Below are 15,227 nucleotides of genomic sequence, written 5' to 3' on the forward strand. Positions count from 1 at the left end.
TGGCATGAGCGGTAAAGTTCAATCGGCCTTCATATCTCTAGAGCAATTGAAGCGCAACTTCGCCGAGGTTAAGGCGGGCATGAGGCCGAAGGAAGCGATGGAAGAATCGAATCGATGTTTGTACTGTTACGATGCGCCATGTATTAAGGCATGCCCAACCGGCATCAATATCCCCTCTTTTATCAAAAAAATCGCCTCAGGCAATATGCTCGGGTCGGCACGGGCCATTATGGATGCGAATCCGGTAGGAGCTACCTGCTCGCGGGTATGTCCGACAGAGGAGCTCTGCGAAGGCGCATGTGTCCTTAATCATTCCTCGAAGCCAATTATGATCGGCGACCTGCAGCGTTATGCAACCGATTGGGCGATCCGCAATGAACAGGTGCTGTTCTCGGCCGGGCGCAGCAACGGCATGACGGCAGCCATTATCGGCGGCGGACCTGCGGGGCTGTCGGCGGCGCGGGAGCTTGCGCGGTTCGGCTTCGCCGTTACGATCTTCGAAGCGAAGGAGCAGGCTGGAGGGCTCGATACGTATGGCATCGTATCGTTCCGTCTGCCGCAAAACATATCGCTTTGGGAAGTCGAACAAGTGAAGCAGCTTGGCGTCGATATACGGACGAATACGAAGGTTGGCGTCGATATTAGCGCCGAGCAGCTGCTCGAACAATTTGATGCCGTTGTACTTGCAATCGGAATGTCTAAAGTACCTATGCTAGGCATCGAGGGCGAAGGCTTGAACGGAGTTTATGATGCTATCGATTTCGTAGAGGCAACTAAGACGGGACTATCGGCAGAGTTCGCAGGCAAGAAGGTAGCGGTTATCGGAGCGGGCAATACGGCTATTGATGCGGCGACTTGCTCTGTCCGGCTTGGCGCGGATGATGTTAAGATCGTCTATCGGCGAACGAGCGCGGAGATGACCGCTTACGACTTCGAGTTCGAGTTCGCAAAGCAGGACGGCGTATCGTTCAAATGGTTGACCGCGCCTACACGCATCGCCGCTGGACAGAACGGCGAGGTCAAGGCGCTTGAATGCATCGAAATGAGGCTTGAGGAGGATGCAACCGGCGGGCGAGCAAAGCCTGTACCGATAGAAGGTTCGGCTTTCTCCATGGAAGTCGATGTCGTTATTAAGGCAATCGGACAGACTCGGCACTTGCCGCTCATTGAGCAGTTAGGGATCGCTCATAAACGAGGCGTCGTAACGGTTGATGCCGCAACGCATCAAACGTCCAATCCGCAAGTTTATGCGGCAGGAGATATCGTATTCGGCGAAGGGCAGCAGGGCGATGCAATGGTCGTATCCGCAGCGCAGCAAGGGAAGCTCGCCGCTTATTCGATATACAATTCGCTCTGTGCGAGGAGGGAACGCTATGGCTGATCTCAGCATTAATCTGGCAGGCATCAAGTCTCCGAATCCGTTCTGGCTGGCATCCGCGCCGCCGACGAATACCGGCTATCAGGTACAGCGCGCTTTCGAAGCGGGCTGGGGAGGCGCGGTATGGAAGACGCTTGGCGATCCGATCATTAATACGTCGTCGCGCTTCGCTGCAGTTCACTTCAACGGCCAGCGTGTAGCGGGCTTCAACAATATCGAGCTTATTACGGATCGTCCGCTAGAGATCAATTTGAAGGAAATCTATGAGACCAAGAAACGGTTTCCGAATCATGCGCTCGTCGTATCGCTAATGGTTGAACCGAAGCGGGAGAAATGGCATGAAATCGTGAAGAAGGTCGAAGCGATCGGCGTTGACGGGCTGGAGCTGAACTTCGGCTGTCCGCATGGGATGGCGGAGCGCGGCATGGGCTCGGCTTCCGGTCAGCAGCCGGACCTTGTTGAAGCGCAGACGATGTGGGCCAAGGAAGTGGCACAGACGCCGGTTATTGTGAAGCTGACCCCGAACATTACCGATATTACGGCTACGGCGAAGGCGGCAGCAAGAGGCGGGGCGGATGCGATATCGCTTATTAATACGATCAATTCGCTTGCAGGCGTAGATATCGATACATGGAATACGATCCCGCATGTCGGAGGCAAAGGAGCGCATGGCGGGTATTGCGGTCCGGCAGTGAAGCCGATCGCGCTCAACATGGTCGCGGAATGCGCCCGCAATCCGCAGGTTGGTATTCCTATATCAGGCATCGGCGGTGTATCCAACTGGCGCGATGCTGCCGAATTTCTACTGATGGGCGCAACGGGCGTACAGGTCTGCACGGCAGCCATGCACCACGGCTTCAGCATCGTCGAGGATATGATTGACGGATTAAACAATTATTTGGATGGCAAAGGCCTTGCTTCCGTTACCGAGCTGATTGGCAAGTCGGTTCAGCGCTTCTCGGACTGGGGCGACCTTGATCTGAATTATGCAGTTGTGGCGCGTATTGAGGAAGAGAATTGCATCGTATGCAACAAATGCCATATTGCTTGCGAGGATGCTTCGCATCAATGTATTGAGCGTCATACCGATGAGAATGGTGTCGCGTATCTGAAAGTACGTGAAGAGGATTGCGTCGGCTGCAATCTATGCTCGATCGTTTGTCCAGTCGAAGGTGCGATCACGATGGTCGAGGTGCCGTCTTCGGAAATGCCGATGAGCTGGAATGAGCGGCAGAAGGCGATTAGCGCCCTTAACGGCAGCAGTAAGGATGATGCGGACGGCTCGAGCGCAAAGGAGGCGGTATAGAAGATGACTTCCAAATGGATTAAAGGCGGAACGATCGTTACGGCGGCTGACACTTATCGCGCCGATCTGCTTATTAAGAACGGAATTGTCGCGAAGATTGGGCTTGATCTGTCTGCCGAGGCGGCGACGGAAAGCGCCGAAGCTGTCGATGCATCCGGTAAGCTCGTATTCCCGGGGGGAGTAGATCCGCATACGCATCTTGATATGCCGTTCGGCGGTACGGTGACGGCGGATGACTTCGCGACAGGGACGCGGGCGGCCGCATTCGGCGGGACGACGACGGTCATTGACTTCTGTCTTACGGCCAAAGGCAAACCGCTTGCCGATTCAATCGCGGCATGGCATCGCAAAGCGGCCGGCAAGGCGGCTATCGATTACGGCTTCCATCTGATGATCGGCGAGATCAATGATGAGGTACTGGCGGAGCTGCCGACTGTGGTGAAGGAAGAAGGCATTACTTCGCTTAAAGTATTTATGGCTTATAAGAACGTATTCCAGGCCGATGACGGGACGCTCTTCCGCACGATGCTTGCGGCCAAGGAGCTAGGCGCCATGGTGATGGTGCATGCGGAGAACGGCGATGTCATCGATTTTCTTATTCGCCAAGCTTTGGAGGCCGGACAGACGGATCCGATCTATCATGCGCGTACGAGGCCGTCTGTTATCGAGGGCGAAGCAACGGGCCGAGCGGCGAATCTTGCAGCGCTAGCCGGAGCGAGATTGTATGTGGTGCATGTTACTTGCGAGGAAGCGGTGCATCAGATTGCGGAAGCGAGAAGCCGCGGTGTCGACGTATGGGGGGAGACTTGCCCGCAATACTTGACGCTCGACGAATCGTACCTGGCTCAGCCGGGCTTCGAAGGCGCGAAGTATGTATGGTCGCCGCCGCTGCGCGAGTCGAGGCACCAAGAGGTGTTATGGAATGCATTGAAGAGCGGCCAGCTGCAGACGATCGGCTCAGATCATTGCTCGTTCAATTATGACGGACAGAAGGATCTTGGACTTGGCGACTTTAGCAAAATACCGAATGGCGGCCCGGTTATCGAGGACCGCTTCTCCATTTTGTACTCGGAGGGGGTAGCGAAAGGCCGCATTACACTGAATGAATTCGTAGAGATGGTATCGACGCGTAACGCCAAGCTGTTCGGACTGTTCCCTCAGAAGGGGACGATTGCCGTAGGCAGCGATGCGGATGTCGTTATTTTCGACCCGTTGGCGGAAAGGTCGCTGTCCGTTCAGACACATCATATGAATGTGGACTATAACCCGTTCGAAGGCATGCAGGTAACCGGCGTTCCGGTAAGCGTACTGTCCAAAGGCGAATACGTCATTCGCGATAGGCAATTCGTAGGCGAACTTGGTAGCGGACGTTACTTGAAGAGATCGCCTTATCGCAGCGCTGGGGGAGTCCTTTCATCGCTCCGCTGCTAGCACCGAAGCATAAGTAAAGTCCAGGAGGAGGTGTACGCGTATTGTCGGCATATGAGCAATATATGGAAGAGAAGCTGAGGATCGACAATTTCATTGAGCGCCGCTACAAAATTAAAGCAGTGACGGAGGATCTGAGCGGATCGACGGTGCATATGGAGCATCCCGGAGGTGAACAGACCGTCGTTCAAATCTTGACGGCAGATGCCAGGAAATACCTCGTTAATGTAGTGATTAAGCAGATGAGCGTCTCTTAAATAACCGGCCCATGAATGTATTCATATGCACGAAGGGCAAGCTCGATCGTCAACCTTTTCTCATGATCGCTTGCGAAGTCGCTGCCAAGCAGCGTCTCCAGCCTTTCTAACCTATGATAAAGCGTTTGGCGGGCAATGAGCAGCGCTTTGGCCGTTTCTTGCTTGGAGCCTGACAGTGACAAGTAGACGGAAAGCGTTCGCAGAAGATGACCGTTGCGTTCTTTGTCGCTAGCTGCGACAGGCTCGATATATTGCTCGGCAAGCGCGTGAAGCGTTCCAGTTTTCTTGAGCGCATACATCACTTTGTGCAAATGCAAGTCTTGATAGAAAGGCGAGGCAAGCGGGCCTACGTCTCTCTGTATAGTGAGTATTTCTTTGGCGGTTTCGTAGCTTTCATGGAGCCGGCTCAGCTTGGTCATATAACAGCCGATGGATAGACGCGGTGCGAAAAGCGCTTGCTCTTGCAGCTGCTCCGTTCGCCGTACCCGATCAATGGCGCGAAGAAGCCGCTCCCTATGCTTAATCTCGCCTAGCTGGTCAATGACAATGAAGACGATCTGATCGTGATGAAGCAGCGGCAGCAGCACATAACCTTCTCCTTCGAAGATCGCCCGCGCGACCATATGTTTCTGAATAAGCAGTGCCCCGTCGTCCTTCTCGGCTTCGCGCTTCGTCTCGGCATTGAGATCGAATAGGCAGACCGTTGCTCCCCCTAACTTGGCGGACGGCTTCAAGGTCTGAATATAATCAAGAACTTCTTGCTCGGTGTGTTTTCCGCTTAGCCAGTCAACAGCCCATAAATCCTCCTTAAGCCTGCGGCGTTCCTCCATATATTTGGTACGCATCATTTCCTGGGCAATGGCAGTGGCGCAGCGGTCTAGCGCTAAAATTTGAAACTCGCTCAGCTCGGTTTTGCCTTGGAGCAGCAAGTCCGCAAACAAATGGTCGAGTGCTAGAATCGGCCGATGTGCGATGGTTTGCTTCTGCTCCGCATTAGCGAACATTTTACCGTAGATCCATTGCTCATAGAAGATTCCGGCTTTGGCACGAGGCATATGCGGTACGAACTGCGCTTCCGCTCCGAGCGGGAAGAAAGCAACTTGGGCACCGGTCGTCTGATGAAGAAGCCGAAGCAGCGACATCATCCCCTTGCCGGACAACAGCAATTGGTTAAGCTCGGTGGACAGCAGTTCGAGCCGTGACACCATCTGATGATGCTGGTTAATGAAGTAGGCGTGCAAATCTTGCGTAATATCGATATAACGGACTTCCTCGTGAAAAAAGATAAGCGGAAAATGCTCGCTCTCCGCGAGCTGCTTCATCCTCTCGATGGGCTGCTTCGCATAAGTGCCAAGCTCGATGCATAAGCCGGAAGCGCCGCTGTCGATTAGTTGACGGAGGAAGGAGACACTAAGCTCCTCATCGTCACGCCAACCGATGCCTGTACTCAGAATGAGTTCATGTCCGTTCAGCAAATGGCCAACCTGCGTAACTTCCATAATATGCACCCACCGGACGGAGCGCTGTAATGCTTCGGGGCTGGCGATGGCTTCCGCTCTAGCGAATAAAGGCCGTTTCAAAATGTCTCCTATGGTCATTTGCAGCATCGTGTTGACCATCGTCCTTCACCGCCATTCTATTATTATTGGAAAAGTCTGAAAACTTCACTTTATTTTCAATAGTATACTAAATGTCTTTTTCGAATGGAAAACTTTTATTCGTACTGATCGTATTTAGAAGTTAACTTGCAGCTTAGGAGATGAGAGAGATGGCCATAAAGTCGGTATCCGATCCCCTTACGGAACAGAACCGGTTGCGTAACTTCGTTAATGGCTCTTGGATCGAATCGGAAAGTAGGCAGATAGAGCCGGTGTACAATCCTGCGACCGGGGAGACGATCGCTTATGTGCCAATGTCCGTTCAATCCGACGTGGAGGAAGCTGTACGAGCGGCGGAGCAAGCGTTTCCTGGATGGAGCAAGACGCCGGTGCCGCGCCGAGCGCGCATCCTGTTCAGATATTGGCAGCTGCTGCAGCAGCACTCAGAGGAGTTAGCCGAAATCATAACGACGGAGAATGGCAAAAGCTACAAGGAAGCGCTTGGCGAGGTGCAGCGCGGCATTGAAAACGTTGAATTCGCCGCAGGAGCTCCAACGCATATGATGGGACGGACGCTGGCTAATATCGCCACAGATCTGGATTCGGAGCTGTTCCGAGTGCCTGTTGGCGTTGTATCCGGCATTACACCGTTCAACTTCCCCATGATGGTGCCATGCTGGATGTTCCCGCTGGCTATAGTGCTTGGCAATACATTCGTGCTGAAGCCTTCGGAGCGAACGCCGCTGACAGCTAACCGGCTAGCGCAGCTTTTCCACGAAGCTGGATTGCCGGAGGGCGTCCTTAATATCGTGCACGGCGGCCAGGAGGTCGTTAATGCTCTGACGGGCAGTCCGGCCGTTAAGGCAGTATCCTTCGTGGGTTCGCAGCCAGTCGCCAAGTACGTCTATGAGCGTTCGTCTTCCTTCGGCAAAAGGGTTCAGGCGCTGGCTGGCGCCAAAAACATGCATATCGTCATGCCGGACGCCCATATTCCCAAGACGGTCGAGAACATAATCGCCTCTTCCTTCGGCAGCGCGGGTGAGCGTTGTATGGCCTGTTCGGCTGTTGTCGTCGTTGGAGACGGAGAAGCATTCATGAATGCACTGCACGCTGCGGCTTCCGAGATGGTGATAGGCAACGGTCTAAGGGAGGACGTCACGCTAACGCCCGTCATCCGCAAGGAGCATCAAATGCGAATTGAAGCTTATATTGTCCAAGGCGAAGCGGAGGGAGCGAAGCTGCTGCTCGACGGACGCACAGCGGAGGCACGCGGATTGGAAGGCTTCTTTCTTGGTCCTACGTTGTTCGATGAGGTTAAGCCGGATATGACGATCGCGAAAGAGGAAATCTTCGGTCCGGTGCTGTCTGTTCTGCGAGCATCAAGCCTCGATGATGCCATCGGAATTGTGAACAGCTCGCGGTTCGGCAACTCGGCAGTCATATACACCGAGAATGCGAAGGCAGTTAGACAATTTCGAGAGGAGGCCGAAGCGGGGATGCTGGGGGTTAACGTTGGCGTTCCTGCCCCGATGGCTTTTTTCCCATTCTCGGGCTGGAAGGATTCCTTCTATGGCGATTTGCATGCGAACGGCGGAGACGGCATTGAATTTTATACGAAGAAAAAAATGATAACTTCGCGGTATTTCTAGGCTTTGATGGCTGAGCGGATAGATTGCGAGAGAGGAGACTTCGGCATGGAAATCGACATTCCTAAAGAAGTGAAAAACGGGGAAAATAGGGTCGCAATCACTCCCAGCGGTGTTCACGAATTTATTCGTCTCGGACATCAAGTGTTCATTGAACGGGATGCCGGTTCGGGGGCGGGCATCTCGGACGAACAATTTGCAGCTGCTGGCGCTGTCATAGTGCCTTCTGCTCCCGATGCCTGGTGCAGGGAGCTTGTTCTGAAGGTGAAGGAGCCGACGCAAGCGGAATATGCGTATTTCCATGAGAAGCTGATGCTGTTCACGTATTTGCATTTGGCGGCCGAGCCTGTTCTGACGGAAGCGCTTGTAAGGGAGAAGGTAACGGCGATTGCCTATGAGACGGTTCAGCTTGCCAGCGGAGGACTGCCTCTTCTGACGCCAATGAGCGATATCGCCGGCAGAATGGCTGCCCAGCTTGGAGCTCATTTTCTTGGGAAGCCGCAGGGCGGCAAAGGACTGCTGCTTGGCGGAGTTCCTGGCGTTCGCAAAGGAAAAGTGGTCATTATCGGAGGAGGCGTGGTCGGGACGGGAGCGGCTCAGATCGCTCTTGGTCTCGGCGCGGAGGTGACGATTCTCGATACCGATATGAACCGGCTTCGTTATTTGGACGAGAGGTTCAGCGGAAGATTGCGGACTTTGGCATCGGGCGTTAGGCAAGTTGCGGACGCAGTAACAGATGCTGATCTCGTTATAGGAGCTGTTCTTATTCCTGGGGCACGCGCGCCTAAGCTGGTTGGTGAGGAGGTCGTCCGCGCAATGGGCAATGGTTCGGTCATCGTCGATGTCGCGATTGACCAAGGCGGCATCTTCGAAACGATAGACCAAATAACGACGCATGAGGCTCCCGTATTTGAGAGGCATGGCGTGCTCCATTATGCGGTGGCCAACATGCCAGGCTCGGTGCCGAGGACGGCAACGGCAGCGCTGACGAACGCGACGCTGCCATATGCGCTCGAGCTTGCAACAAAAGGCGCGAGAGCGGCACTGCTAGGCAATGCCGCTCTCGGTCTCGGAGTGAATACGATGTCTGGCCGCATTACTTATGAAGCGGTAGCAAATGCGCATGGATTATCGTATACTGCGCTTGGCCAATGTCTGGAATCGGTATCGGCATAGCGCAGACATTCGGTTTATAACACTTCGTTCCGTTTCACCAGCATGCGATAGAGAATGATCGACGCGATCGAGCACAATAGCGCACAAGCGCCGATGAACAAATAACCCGCTTGGAGGCCAGCGATGAGACTGGCCTCTTCGTCATGTCCGGAAGCGAACAGCCGCTTGATCCAGTCAATGATCGCACCAATGGCGAAGTTTCCGATGACGCTGGCAATGCCCATTAGCGTGACCGTGAATGTAATGGCCGTATCGGCGTTGTTCTTGTATCTGCGAGCGAGCAGCGCCATAACGGTCGGGTAGATTGGCGCAATGCCTACGCCAGCGAGCGCGAACAGAACGGCGCCCTGCTCACCTACGATAATAGCGGCGACTGAGCAAAGGCCGGAGGCGGCGGATAAATAAATAAGCGCCTTCGTATAACCGATCTTGTCCGTAACAGGCCCGAGAAATAGACGGGCCAGCATGAAGCATAGGAAGAAGGCTGACAGCATGCGGGCAGCCGCGTCGTTGCTCCATCCGTATGCCTTCTCAAGAAAGTTGACGAGCCAGCCGCCGACGGCAAGCTCCGATATAACTCCGAGCGAAAGAACAATAACAATCAACCAAGCAATGGGATCTTTCATATATTGCCGCAGCGATATTCGCTCCTCCTGCTTGCTCTCTTCAGCAGGAAACTTGGCGATTAACGCAGGCAGCATCGGAAGAACGGACAACGCAAGCATAAGCGCGTACATCCCGCGCCATCCAAGGTCCGATCCGAACAACGAAACACCCATAAGAGAGGCGGCGAGCATCGGCGCGATCATCGAGCTGAGCCCATAGAAGAAGTGGGAGAGGTTCATCATCGTTCCGGTGTTTTTGACAAAAATGCGCGCGGCCAGCAAGGCGAGACCAATTTCCAGTATCCCGTTGCCGATATACATGAGAAAATAAGACGCGGATAAAGCGGTGTAATTAGACGCGATATAGATAAAGATGCCGGATACCGCCATGGAGCTGAGCGCAAGCATCGTGGTCAGCTTCATGCCCGCCTTGCGGGACAGCCAGCCGGTGAAGCTGCAGGCGAGCAAGTAGCCTAGCGAGTTGAAGGCGAGCAGCATGCCGATCTGAAACTCGTCTAATGCGAGGTCGCTTTGCATTTTGGGGAGCGCGGGTCCCTTAATATTTTCAGAGAAACCGAACACAAGGAAACCGCCGAATACGACGATTAATAATAGAATGTAGTTTTTTCGTAGGGATGATGCTTTTTCTCGTTCTAGTTGCAAGCGGAAAACCTCCAAAAAAGTTACTGTAATGAGACCATTGTTGTCTTCGGAGCAGCTATGCTGCACGCAAAATATCGCCTTGTTCACTCTATCGCGAATAGATCGGAATGGCAAGCCGCAGACTATGCGATTCATAGATTAGAATGGTAAAATAACGGATAGAAATAGGCGGAAGCATGTCGAACCGCGGGGAAAGGTAGGTTGCTAGACATGAAATTTTTTCACACGGCGGATTGGCATTTGGGCAAGCTTGTCCAAGGCGTATATATGACGGAGGATCAGCGGCATGTACTCGAACAGCTGCTGCAAGCGATTGAGAATGAAAGGCCCGATGCGGTAGTGATAGCAGGCGATCTGTATGACCGGGCTGTCCCCCCGACAGAAGCGGTTGAGCTGTTGGACGAGCTGCTGGAGCGTATTGTTATCGATCTGAATACGCCGGTTATCGCGATCTCAGGCAATCATGACAGCCCCGACCGGATCGACTTCGGGACGAAGCTGATGGCAGGCCGCGGCCTATATTTGGTTGGGCAGATGAAGCGGGAGCTAGAGCCGATCGTCTTAAGCGATGAATTCGGCGAGGTGCATTTCCATCTCATCCCTTATGCGGATCCCGCACAGGTTCGCCATCTGCTCGGAGATGAAACGATTCGCTCGCATGATGATGCGATGAAGGCGATAACGGCAAGGATTGCCGAGACGATGGATGCATCGGCGCGTCATGTGCTCGTTGGACATGCCTTTATTACGCCGACCGGGGCGCATGAGAACAATACAAGCGATTCAGAGCGTCCGCTTGCCATCGGCGGAGCGGAGCATGTGAGCGCCGCTCACTTTGCGAAGTTTCAATATACGGCGCTCGGCCATTTGCACCAAGCCCACTATGTGCTGAACGATACGATTCGATACGCGGGTTCTCCGCTCAAATATTCGATTTCCGAAGAAAGCCATGCCAAAGGGTATTTGGTCGTTGAGATGGATGGCGACGGCAAAGTGGCAGTAGAGAAGCGCGAGCTTGCGCCGCTGCGAGACATGCGCAGAATTACCGCTTCAATAGAAGAAATAGAGACGCATAGCGTGAACGAGGATTATGTGTTCGTAACGCTTCTTAACGATAATCCGGTGCTCTTCCCGATGGAGAAAGTAAGGGCGGTTTACCCGAATGCGCTTCATGTGGAGCGCCGCATGGCTAGTTTGTCCACCCTTCGCAATGGACGGGAAGAGGGAGAACAACAAGGCAGGCGCGAGGCCGATCCGATCGAGCTGTTCGCCGCTTTCTACCTGGAGGTTAAGGGCGAGCCGCTCTCGGATAAGAAGCAGCAGCTGTTCGCTGACACATTCGCAGCACTGCTGCGCGAGGAGGGGGGAGCAGTATGAGACCGCTGAAGTTAACGATGACGGCCTTCGGGCCATACCGCGATGTGGAGACGATCGATTTCAGCCTGCTGCAGGACCAGCGGCTGTTCGTTATCTCAGGCAACACAGGCGCGGGCAAAACAACGATATTTGACGCGATCTGCTTCGCCGTCTACGGTTCGGCAAGCGGTGAGGATCGTTCCGATATGCGCATGCTGCGCAGTCAATTCGCCGATGAGGACACGCATACGGCGGTGGAGTTCGATTTTGCCATCGGGCGCAAAGCTTATCGTGTATTCAGGCAGATGAAGCATCGCAAGGGCGCGAACAAAAGTGAAACCGGCGAGAAAACCGAGCTGTTCGAGCTTACGGAGGACGGCATTGCAACGCCAATTGTTGACCGCTTTATCTCTACGGAAGTGAATACGAAGCTCTTGTCGATTGTCGGACTGACGAAAGAGCAGTTCAGTCAGATCGTGATGCTCCCGCAGGGCGAATTCCGCAAGCTGTTAACGTCGGATACGGACAACAAAGAGGATATTTTGCGTCGAATATTCCAAACGGAGCTGTATGAGAAGCTCGAAGCGAAGTTCTATGCGATGAACAGGGAGCTGCAAGAGCAGCTCAAGGAAACGCGAGCGGGAGCTGCCGCATATATGAAGCAAGCGGAGGAGGCATTGCCGCAGCGCGAGGGAAGTCAGCTTGCGCTGACGCTGGCGCAGGAGTCGTATAATGCTTTGCAAATGACTGATGCGTTGGAGCAGGAGGCCGCTTATTACGAGCAGTTGTCGGCGGATGCGCAGCAGCGCAAGGCGGAGTTGTCGGGCCGCATCGAGCTTCGCCAAAGCGCGTTGAACGATGCGCTGGCGCTCAATCAGCGGCATGATGCGTTAGCCAAGCTTCGGGAGCAAGAGCGGCAATCCGAAGCGGAGCGGCCTGCATTCGAGGCGCGGGAGAAGCGTCTCGCTCTTGCCGAGAAGGCGGCGAAGCTGACGCCGTACGAGGAGCAAGCAACACGCGCGAAGGCGGATAGCGAAGCGAAGCGCGGCCAGCTGGACAGCCGTCGCGAGAGGCTTGCGGCGGTGGAAAGCGCAGCGGCGGCTGCGGAGGAGCGGCATGCGTCGGAAGCAGCGAAGGAAGAGCAGCGCCGCGAGGCGGAGCGCGAGCTACATAAGCTGACAGAGCTTGCGCCGCTCGTTCGCTCGCTTGCGAGCCAGCAGCAGACGCTTGCTCGGCTGCAGCAGGAGGAGCAGGGCGCTGCTGTCAAGCATGCGGCGGCGGAAGCCGCGCTTGCCGAGCAGCGCGAACGTAAGCAAGGGATGCAGCTGGCGCTGCAGAAGCTAAGCGCGAATGCGGGCTTGCTCGCCAACAAGTTAACCGAGCTGTCGCAAGTTCAACAGCAGGGCAAGCAATTGACGCAGATGATCGAGTTGGATAAAGAGCTGCTGCGTATCTCGCTGCTCGAGCGCGAAAATAGGAATACGATGCTGCAAGCGAAGTCGGAATATGATCGGCTGGAACAGCTGTGGATTGAAGGTCAGGCCGGTATGCTTGCGGTTCATCTGCATGACGGCAAGCCTTGTCCGGTATGCGGCAGCGAGTCGCATCCGGCCAAGCAGGCCGTCGCTGAGGATGTGCCTTCACGCGAGCAGCTGCAGCAGGCGAAGGAGCAGCTCTCGGCTATCGAAGGCGAGCTTCACTCGTCAAGAGCGCAAGCGGCGGCAGCCAAATCCACTCGTGACAGCAACGCTGAGGAGCTTGCGGCTTCAGGCATTGAGATCGTAAAGCTGGAGGAGCAGCAAGCACAGCTTCGCAAGCGGTGGCGCGAGCTTAAGGATGAGACGGATGAGCTGCAGAAGCAGGCGCAGGAACAACAGAAGCTGGGCGAGCAGTTGCATCAGCTTGAGCAGGAGCTGGACAAGCGTCAAGCGGACAAGGAACGTCTGCAACAGCATTGGCAGCAGCTTGTAATTGAGCGGACGAAGCAGCAATCGCTGCTCGAGCAGGAGCTTGAAAGAATCCCGGCTGCACTTCGCTCGGAAGAGCGGATGACGGCTAAGCTTGCTGAGCAGCAGAAGCTGACCGCTTCACTTGCGCTCGCTTGGAAGACTGCACAGGAGCAGCGTCAGCAGCAAGCTTCTTTGTTGGCGGAAGCGATGGCGCATGCAGAGCAGGCTGCTGTGCAGGTTGAAGAATCGAAGCTGCGTCTGCAAGAGTTCGAGACGCGGTTAACGGAAGAACTTGCGAATGCGGGTTTCGCAGATGCAGCTGAATACCGATCTGCGGCCATGAACGCGGTCGATCGTGATGCGCTCAGATTGCAGCTGGAGGCGTATCGATCGGCCATTCAACTGCTTGCACAGCAGATTATACAGCTTGAACAAGAACTGCTGGACAAGCCGCGTATCGATGCTGAAGGTTTGCAAGCCGAGCTGGTCGGCATGAGGGACGAACTGGAGCGCTTAATTGCAGCCTCGCAGACGCTGCTGCATAATGAGCAAGAGGCGCGACGGCTGGCAGCATCGATTAAGCGGGCTGCCGAGCGGGTTAAGACGCATGAAGCGAAGCTGGCCGAAGTATTCGATCTTTATCAGATGCTCAAGGGTGACAACGCTATGAAAATATCGTTCGAACGTTATATTCTGATCGAGTATTTAGAGCAAATCCTGCTTGCGGCTAATGCGCGGCTCGCGGAGCTGTCGAACGGGCAGTTCCTGCTGGAGCGCAGCGACCGGCTTGAGAAGAGCGGCAAGCAGAGCGGTCTCGGACTTGATGTGTATGATGCTTATACGGGGCAAAATCGCGATGTAAAAACGTTGTCCGGCGGCGAAAAGTTTAATGCTTCCTTATGTCTTGCGCTCGGTATGACGGACGTCATCCAGTCGCATCAAGGCGGCGTCACGATCGAAATGATGTTCATCGACGAGGGCTTCGGCTCCTTAGACGAGGAGTCGCTGGGCAAGGCAATCCATGCATTAGTGGATTTGCAGAAGGCGGGGCGGATGATTGGCGTTATCTCCCACGTGCAGGAGCTAAAGGATGCATTCCCAGCCCGGCTTGAGGTGCAGAAGACGAAGGAAGGTTATAGCCGAACGAAGATTGTTGTGAAGTGAAGACTAAAAAAAGTCTGCCGCATGAAGTTCCCGGTCGGGCACTTAAGCGGCAGACTCTTTAAGGCTTGTAACGATTAGCCGACTCCGCCGGAAGTTGCTCCCATAGCGATGCCTATGATAAAGAGAGCGATCGCGCCAACAATCAGCAAGCCGTTAAGCACGAGCCCGATAATCGCGAACGCTTTGCGGCGGTTTTTGGCGAATATGCCGATGAAAGCTAGAATCGCGCCTACAAGCGCAACGCCTATTGAACCGAACATGCAGATCATAATCAGCACGAGCACCCCAAGAATGTCACCGCCGAGCGTTTCAATGTCTTCCGGTGTAACTACGCCGTTGCGTGCATTCACTTCTTCGACAAATTCAATGAATTGGGCGGAGTTTGACGTTGCAAGGACGAAGGTGATAATAATAAGCAAGACGGCAACGAGAGCGATGATGAAGGAAGCGATGCCAAGCTTCGATTGCTTTAACGGACCGGTTTCATTCGAGTTGTCGTCCGAAAATCGCGGGGCTGTCGAATAAGGAGAATATCCGTTATCTCTCGGTTGATCCGAGGATGGTTGTTCCGCCGTATCCTTCGACAAATCGGGCGGATGGTTGTTTTCGTTATTCAATACGGGTCAGCTCCTTGTAATAGGGTTAATGTCATGTGACAAGCGTAAACGGCTAACGCCGTCCTTTGGCGGTGTAACGCGGAT

The 15,227-nt window shown here is 54.4% G+C and carries 11 protein-coding genes; 8 read left to right on the forward strand and 3 right to left on the reverse strand.

Annotated features, from left to right (window positions below):
- Positions 1–4 precede the first annotated feature (4 nt).
- The 4 genes from AC1DF0_RS25345 to AC1DF0_RS25360 are packed head-to-tail and all read left to right on the forward strand — an operon-like array spanning position 5 to position 4,369.
- Positions 5–1,381: an NAD(P)-dependent oxidoreductase gene (locus AC1DF0_RS25345; protein ID WP_477575957.1), complete on the forward strand. Its 1,377-nt coding sequence runs from the start codon at positions 5–7 to the stop codon at positions 1,379–1,381.
- Positions 1,374–2,684 carry an NAD-dependent dihydropyrimidine dehydrogenase subunit PreA gene (gene preA, locus AC1DF0_RS25350; RefSeq protein ID WP_477575959.1) on the forward strand — a complete coding sequence of 437 codons (1,311 nt, stop codon included), beginning with the start codon at positions 1,374–1,376 and terminating at the stop codon, positions 2,682–2,684. Before AC1DF0_RS25345 ends, preA begins: the two co-directional genes overlap by 8 nt.
- A 3-nt stretch (positions 2,685–2,687) precedes the next feature.
- Entirely contained in the window at positions 2,688–4,115 is a 1,428-nt protein-coding gene (gene hydA, locus AC1DF0_RS25355; protein WP_477575961.1) for a dihydropyrimidinase, read from the forward strand.
- 41 nt (positions 4,116–4,156) lie between these two features.
- Entirely contained in the window at positions 4,157–4,369 is a 213-nt protein-coding gene (locus tag AC1DF0_RS25360; protein WP_442050615.1) for a hypothetical protein, read from the forward strand.
- Here AC1DF0_RS25360 and AC1DF0_RS25365 read toward each other — a convergent pair.
- Positions 4,366–5,988, reverse strand: coding sequence for a PucR family transcriptional regulator (locus AC1DF0_RS25365; protein ID WP_477575963.1), 1,623 nt, complete (start codon positions 5,986–5,988; stop codon positions 4,366–4,368). The genes AC1DF0_RS25360 and AC1DF0_RS25365 overlap by 4 nt on opposite strands.
- A 149-nt stretch (positions 5,989–6,137) precedes the next feature.
- Between AC1DF0_RS25365 and AC1DF0_RS25370 the strand changes: the two genes are divergently transcribed.
- On the forward strand, positions 6,138–7,616 hold the full coding sequence (locus AC1DF0_RS25370) for a CoA-acylating methylmalonate-semialdehyde dehydrogenase (protein WP_477575965.1): 1,479 nt from the start codon (positions 6,138–6,140) through the stop codon (positions 7,614–7,616).
- Positions 7,617–7,661: 45 nt separating this feature from the next.
- The gene (gene ald, locus AC1DF0_RS25375; RefSeq protein ID WP_477575967.1) at positions 7,662–8,789 is read left to right on the forward strand and encodes an alanine dehydrogenase; all 1,128 of its coding nucleotides are present in this window, start codon (positions 7,662–7,664) and stop codon (positions 8,787–8,789) included.
- A 14-nt stretch (positions 8,790–8,803) separates the two neighbouring features.
- On the opposite strand, the gene AC1DF0_RS25380 is transcribed toward ald, so the two are convergent.
- Positions 8,804–10,057 (reverse strand): MFS transporter, encoded by a 1,254-nt coding sequence (locus tag AC1DF0_RS25380; RefSeq protein WP_477575969.1) that lies wholly within the window; start codon positions 10,055–10,057, stop codon positions 8,804–8,806.
- A gap of 210 nt (positions 10,058–10,267) precedes the next feature.
- Between AC1DF0_RS25380 and AC1DF0_RS25385 the strand changes: the two genes are divergently transcribed.
- Both AC1DF0_RS25385 and AC1DF0_RS25390 read left to right on the forward strand, forming a co-directional pair.
- Positions 10,268–11,434, forward strand: a complete 1,167-nt coding sequence (locus AC1DF0_RS25385; protein WP_477575971.1) for an exonuclease SbcCD subunit D — start codon at positions 10,268–10,270, stop codon at positions 11,432–11,434.
- Positions 11,431–14,526 (forward strand): AAA family ATPase, encoded by a 3,096-nt coding sequence (locus tag AC1DF0_RS25390; protein WP_477575973.1) that lies wholly within the window; start codon positions 11,431–11,433, stop codon positions 14,524–14,526. Before AC1DF0_RS25385 ends, AC1DF0_RS25390 begins: the two co-directional genes overlap by 4 nt.
- A gap of 74 nt (positions 14,527–14,600) precedes the next feature.
- Here AC1DF0_RS25390 and AC1DF0_RS25395 read toward each other — a convergent pair whose 3' ends face one another.
- Positions 14,601–15,143, reverse strand: a complete 543-nt coding sequence (locus tag AC1DF0_RS25395; RefSeq protein WP_477575975.1) for a hypothetical protein — start codon at positions 15,141–15,143, stop codon at positions 14,601–14,603.
- Positions 15,144–15,227 lie beyond the last annotated feature (84 nt).

It is taken from the genome of Paenibacillus sp. 05T425, assembly GCF_056396205.1.